Genomic DNA, 6,794 nt, shown 5'->3' on the forward strand with positions numbered 1-6,794 from the left:
TATCAATCAAAAGTGATTATTGTCTTCAATGTTTCAGGGCGTAATGCATATTCAAAGGCATTTACCGCCTCTTGGTAATCAAAAACTTTATCAAGCAAGGGTGTAATATCCACTAAGCCTTTTGAGATTAACTGAACAGATCGATAAAACGTTGGAATAGTTGGGCTAACAGTCCCAGTGATGACTTTTTCATGAGAGTGAATTGATCCCATATCAGTCTGTACTAAATCATTAGGATGCATAGAGCTAAACATGAAAGTCTGACCACCATTTGCAGTGAAATCAATAGCTTGTTTAGCAATGGCTGGAATAGCTGTTGTATTGAAAACAACATCTGCTCCACGTCCTTCAGTTTGTTCTTTAACTAATGCTACAGCATCCATTTGCATTGGATTAAAAGTAAAATCAGCCCCTAGTTGTTCAGCTAATTTACGTCGCTCTTCATTAGGTTCACTTAAAAGTACCCGTGTCCCTTGAAGTTTAGCTAACAAAATATGCATCAATCCCATTACACCACCGCCTATAACCAAAACATCTTGTCCATATTCCAAATTTGCTCGCTCAATACTATTTACTACACAAGCTAAAGGCTCAGTAAATGCGCTATGTTCAAATGGAACTTCTTTGGGATACTTATAAAGATCTTTACTTTTAACTGTAATATATTGAGCTAGACCTAAAAAGCCAGAGATACCATCTTCATTTCGGAAAGTTGAAGATGTGTAGATTTCTACACACAAATTTTCTCGCCCAGTTTTACAATAGTGACATTCACCACAGGCTGGAATAATATATTTTACAACATGATCTCCTACTTGAAAATGTTCTGGATTAACATCAGATCCAATTTCAACAATCTCACCACTAAACTCATGTCCACCAATTCGTGGATATGACCATTTTGTATCGCCAATATAATCTCTCACATCATTGGTACATAAACCGTTTGCTCGAACTTTCATCAACACTTCATCTGCAGCAATTTTAGGTATTGGTAGTTCTTGTATTTCCAATTTTTTTGGACCTAATTCAACAATCGCTTTCATCCTATTAAAGTCTCCAATCTCAAATTAAATTATTTAATTAACCTAAAATACCTAAAAATCCACCCAAAATACCAATCACTATAATTAATCCTATAATTTTTAATGAAGAAAAACCTTTCTTCATTAAATAGTAAATAAGCAAAGTAAAACCAAATGGTAAAATATTTGGCATAACAGCATCTAAAAATTGTTCTTGTACTTTAAAGGTGGTCGTTGAACTAACAATTTCTAAAGCTACATGCATTTTCACATAGTTTGAAATTAACCCCCCCATTACCATACATCCCATTATTTCTGCACCTTTTAAGACTTTGTTAAGGATTCCCTTTTCTAAAAAGTCCATGATAGCATCTGCTCCCGCTCGATACCCAATCATAAATGTGGAATAGCTCATTCCCCAAGCAATAGCAATAATTGCTACCGCATAAATAATAGATCCCCAAATTGTTCCTTTAAGAGTTAAATCAATACAAATAGCTAATAAAATGGGAATTAAAACTCCTTGAAAAATCGTATCTCCTACGCCAGATAAAGGTCCCATTAAAGAAGTTTTTAAACTAGTAATAAATTCATTAGGAATTTCTTTTCCTTTAGCTTTTTGTTCCTCCAATGCAATAATCATTCCGATAATACAAGCGCCAAATTCAATATGGACGTTAAAAAATTCAATCTCACGTTTCATCATTTCTTTCTTTTTCTCTGGGTCATCGTTATATAAACGTTTTGAAATAGGAACAAAAACATGCGCAACTGCCTGACCCATCATTCGTTCATAGTTATAACAAGTTTGAGGTAAATTTTCCCAAATTAACCAAGAACGAAATAAATCTTTTTTTCGAATTAAACTTCCTTCAACTTCTTTACTCATAGATTTCTTCCTCCTCAGCATCAGAATTTTTACCTGATAATTGTACATAGATAAGTGCTGCAAGACCTGCAATAATACCTAATGGCAATAAATCTAAACCAGAATATGTTGCTAAAATAAATCCTAAAAATAAGAATACTTTTGCTTCACCTTTAAAAATGTATTGTAAAGTAATTGCTACCCCTAGCGCGGGCATCATTCCACCAATAACTGTAAAAATTGTTAATGCGGTTCCACTAAGTGCTTCAATTAATCCAGTAATATAACTAGCTCCAAAATAGGCAGCTAAACCACATGGAATAATTGTAATAACAGCTGTCAATAATTGTGGAAATAAAACATTTGCACGCCAAATTTTATGATACTCACCTTTTTCAATATACCTATCTGCTACATGAACAAAAATAGAACCAAATGTCATTCTTGCATACCAAACAATTGTACCTAATAAGCCTAAAGGCACCGCCACTGAAAGTGCCGTCTGTGCATCCAATCCGCCAGTAATTGCAAATGCCGTACCTAAAACACCAGCTAATGCCATATCTGCTGGCATTGAGCCTCCAGCTGATATAAATCCAAGATACACTAAGTTAATAGATGCCCCTGTCATTGCTCCCATTAATGGATCTCCTAACGCAATCCCAGTAATTAGTCCACAAACTAACGGTCTTTGTAAAGACCATAATCCAACAAAAGGTAAATTCCCAATTGCAAAGAAATAAATCAATCCACATAAAAATGCTTGAAATACTGACATATTTTTTTCTCCCCCTTAATTTTATAAAAGATTTGTAATTTCTATCAATCGCTGCTCGGGAACTAACTGATAAAACACATGAATTCCCTTATTTACTATCTCGCGAATAGCTTCAATTTCTACTTCATCACATGCCACATTCTTAATGAATGGTTTACGCTCATCACGAATTCCCATCCCTCCAAGATTGACTTGTGGAAGTTTAATTCCTCCCTTCACTAGTTTTGCATAAGCGATTGGTGATTTTGTTAAAAGTAAAACACGTTCTTTTTCATTGTAATCTTTATTTAATTCTTTAATTCCTTCTTCTACAGTGAACGCATCTACTCTTACTTTTGTAGGAGCTAGCGCTTTCAAAATTCTTTTTTGAAAAGGATCACTTGCCACAACATCATCAACAATAATGATATGATTAATACTTAAGCTTGGTGTCCAAGCAGTTACAACCTCTCCATGAATTAATCGATCATCTACTCTAGCAAATATAATATTTTTCATCTTTTTTCTCCTATTCTTCTATTTCTTCTAATGTCTGCTCTAAATATTTATTCACATCAATAAATGTCTCTGGTGCTTGAGAAATTAATTTATCACACACATCCTCTCTAGTGTTATTTTCATTCATTCTCATCATGAATGCTTCCAAAATCATTGGCAAGTTCATTCCTGTTATATGACGGATAGGATACTCACCCATTAAAGAAACTACTGCATTAAAGGGACTCCCGCTAAATAGATCCGTAAAACAGATCATATCTTCTCCTCCCATTCCCTCTATGGCGGTTCTTATTTTACTCTTCAATTCGCCAATATCATCTTTTGGATACAAACCAAAAGCCTGTACTTCATTTTGCTCTCCAACAATCATCTGAGCACTTCCTAGCATACTTTTTGCAAAATCACCATGAGATACTAGTATAAATTTCATTTCTGTCGCCTCCTAATAAAATTAAATATATTCATCTAACAGCTGTGATAAATTCAATTTAAAATTTTCAAATGTTGGATTTTCTAACAAACGATCAACAAAGGTTTTTTCTTGAATTATTTTTGAAAGGTAATTCCACAACTGAAAAACTTTCGCATTATTTTTCTCGATAACCACTAACATAACTAAGCTTACTTGATTACGTTCAGCATCCCAGTCTATTTCATTTTTTAATAAAACAACTGAAACAAATGTCTCTACAGAAAAAGGATTAATTGGATGCGGAAGAGCAATCCGATTTCCAAAATAGCTACTACCTAACTCTTCTCTTAAATCAACTGCTTGCCTTAATTGAGAAGTCTTTCCACCCACTTTATCTGAAGAATTAAAACAAATTTTATCTAGCAATTCAGATTTAGTTGTAAAATCACCAAAATGGAAAAGTCCCTCACAAAATAAATCAATAATCTCAAATTTATCTTTAAATCCATCAATGGCTAACTTGATTTTTGAATATTCTGCCTCACTTGGATAAAAACTAATTAAGATTGCTCCCATCTTCTCCGATAAATCTGTTTGCTCAGTTGTAAAAATTACATCATAATCTTCAATATCTACTTCCTGGATTTCATGGATGTTTAAAAGCGTTAAAATTGATATTTCATTTGAAAACCACGTCGCAAATCTTTGACGTAATAATACGCTCTCGCTCCGTTTCAAACTAGTTATAATTAACACTCTTTGTTTACCTGAAATATCATTGTATTTAGATAAATATTGATTGAAATAAATTGCTAAATAAGCAATTTCACCTTCTGTAATTTTTTTATCCATATTTCTTTGAAGCAACAAACACATGTAAGCAGCAATATCAAACGCTAACGGGAAAGACTGCTTAATTTGAGCTAAAAGTTGATTATCATTCTGGATGTTATACTCAATCCTAGTTATCAAAGGCATTAAATGAAGAGCTAATGAAATTCGTAAATCTATTTCTTGTGAAAAATCAATATTAAATTTTTCATTGATTTCTTCTAAAGAATATAAAATAAATGTATTTACTTCTTCAGAAATATAGTCATCATTTTCATAATCACTTTTTCCTTTAATATAAATTGCTAAATTGACAACTTCTTCATCAGATACTTTAAAAAACATACGGTTACTTAGGCGTGAAAAAATTTCGTTTGCAACCTGTATTTCAGACTCAAGATTTATTTTTTTATCTAACTCATGATTTTTAATATAGAAGCCTGTATTCATTCTCTTAATTGCCATTTCTATATGTACAATCAAATTTTGAAATAGCGTATCGGAAATATGGTAATGATATTTTAACAACACACTGACTAAAATCTTTTCAATATCTTGACGATTTTGATCTTGCACGGCAACTTTTTCTTGATTTTGATGAATTTCCATATGACCCAATTTTAAAAGACATTTTCTTTTATCATATTCAGCACCTACAATACTCACACCTATACTACGTTTCCTTATTAAATCTAGGTGAAAACCGTTGAATATTTCTCCCACCTCTTTTAAGTCTGAGTTAAGAGTTGATGAACTAATAAATAAATTTTCTTCTAAGTACTGCTTATTTACCGGGCTCCTCTGGTTTAACAATAGAATACAGAGCTTCCGAACACGATCTGATTGTACTTGATTATTTTCTTGTTTATCGTGACTAAATTCTAATTCATATCGTTCCATATTATGAATTAATAGCTTACTTCCTTTAGACGTAACTGAAACTAATTCTGCAAATCCATTTTTTGCTAGAAATATTTTTATCTGCTTCACATCTGTTTGAATTGTTCGTGTACTCACACCAAATTTTTTCACAAGATACTCAGCAGGTAAAAATGAAGGGCTGTGTTTTTCAAATTCTTTCAAAATCGCCTGTTGTCGTTGATTTAACACAGTATCCTCTCCATTCTTAGTGAATATTTACTTCTCTTATAATCGCTTTTACGCGATCTTCTACATTAATAATTGCTTCTTTCGAAAGCGACATGATATCAAATTCATTATGGTTAATTTCATATGCGCTTCCAAAGGTTCTAATAAATGCTTGTCTTAAATCTGAACCATAGTTTACTTTAATTAAATTATTTTCCCTCGCCCTCCTTACTTGATTAAAAGGAATCCCTGATCCGCCATGAAGAACCAAAGGCACTGAAGAAATTTCTGCTATTTCTTCCAATAACGGAAAATCTAACTTGGGAACTAAATCCATCCCATGAACATTCCCGATTGCAACAGCCAACATATCACATTGTGTTTGTTCGACAAATGATCTAACATCTTCTGGATTTGTTTTGGCATCTTCCTCTGAAATATGATCATCTTCTTTTCCACCAATGGCACCCAGTTCTGCTTCTACAGGAATTCCATAAAAATGACAATATTCAACAGTCCGTTTTACCTCTTTAATATTTTCTTCAAGTGGTAAATGAGAAGCATCCACCATAATTGATGTAAAACCTGCATCAATGCATGCTTTTACATCTTCAAAACTTTTACCATGATCTAAATGAAGTGCAATCGGTGTGGAAACATCCTTCATAGCCGCTTTCACCATATTTGCAATAATTTTAGGACTTGATAATTTCAAATTACTAGAAGAAATTGCAATATATCCGCCTAATCCCATTGCTTCATATCCTTTAACAATTCCTGCTGTTAACTCATAATTTGTAGTATTAAATGCTGGTAAAATTAACTTCTTTTCTTTAGCATATTCCATCAACTTAAAACCATTTACTAATTGCATCTTCATTCCTTCTTTCTTCTTTGTGATTTTATTTTATATTAGAATAAAAGAGTATAGGAACAAATATTTTGCATTATTATTAATGCAATTATCATTTTTATTAGCTCCAAATTAATAAAACATCCTCCTTTCAAAAATATATTAAAAACCCCTTTAATCATTTAAATATAGTTGTTTACGCCATATCAAAAACGAAATAAAGGAGTTTATGCAAAAAATTTATATTGTATTTATATCAAAGTATATAAGAAAAAGCTTTTACACTCAATAGTTAGAATACAGTAAAAAAACAAAAATTACAAAGGTCATTAGAGCTTCTACAAAAATCATCACCACCCTTCAAAAGGGTGGTTTGCTCTGGGGCTATAAGCCCCTAAAACCGGCCAGCGCCTAAAGACGCTGGCTTTTCACATTTCATG

Annotated in this window: 7 protein-coding genes; all 7 read right to left on the bottom strand. The window is 32.5% G+C overall.

Features of this window, described 5'->3' with window-relative positions; all coding sequences use genetic code 11:
- Positions 1-2: 2 nt before the first annotated feature.
- From M2139_RS12020 to M2139_RS12050, 7 genes are read right to left on the bottom strand one after another with little or no spacing between them, the layout of a single operon-like run.
- A complete protein-coding gene (locus tag M2139_RS12020; protein ID WP_348522609.1) occupies positions 3-1,046 on the bottom strand; it encodes a zinc-binding dehydrogenase in 1,044 nt (347 codons plus the stop codon).
- Between the two features lie 37 nt (positions 1,047-1,083).
- Positions 1,084-1,914, bottom strand: coding sequence for a PTS system mannose/fructose/sorbose family transporter subunit IID (locus M2139_RS12025; RefSeq protein ID WP_280739089.1), 831 nt, complete (start codon positions 1,912-1,914; stop codon positions 1,084-1,086).
- Complete coding sequence (locus M2139_RS12030; RefSeq protein ID WP_280739088.1) at positions 1,907-2,671, bottom strand: PTS sugar transporter subunit IIC; 765 nt, start codon at positions 2,669-2,671, stop codon at positions 1,907-1,909. Before M2139_RS12030 ends, M2139_RS12025 begins: the two co-directional genes overlap by 8 nt.
- 21 nt (positions 2,672-2,692) lie before the next feature.
- Entirely contained in the window at positions 2,693-3,169 is a 477-nt protein-coding gene (locus M2139_RS12035) for a PTS sugar transporter subunit IIB (RefSeq protein ID WP_280739087.1), read from the bottom strand.
- Positions 3,170-3,179: 10 nt separating this feature from the next.
- Positions 3,180-3,599, bottom strand: coding sequence for a PTS sugar transporter subunit IIA (locus M2139_RS12040; RefSeq protein ID WP_280739086.1), 420 nt, complete (start codon positions 3,597-3,599; stop codon positions 3,180-3,182).
- Positions 3,600-3,620: 21 nt separating this feature from the next.
- Positions 3,621-5,522, bottom strand: coding sequence for a BglG family transcription antiterminator (locus M2139_RS12045; RefSeq protein ID WP_280739085.1), 1,902 nt, complete (start codon positions 5,520-5,522; stop codon positions 3,621-3,623).
- Positions 5,523-5,538: 16 nt separating this feature from the next.
- Positions 5,539-6,375: a class II aldolase gene (locus M2139_RS12050; protein WP_280739084.1), complete on the bottom strand. Its 837-nt coding sequence runs from the start codon at positions 6,373-6,375 to the stop codon at positions 5,539-5,541.
- Positions 6,376-6,794 lie beyond the last annotated feature (419 nt).

It is taken from the genome of Enterococcus sp. PF1-24 (assembly GCF_029893325.1).
GTDB lineage: Bacteria > Bacillota > Bacilli > Lactobacillales > Enterococcaceae > HY326.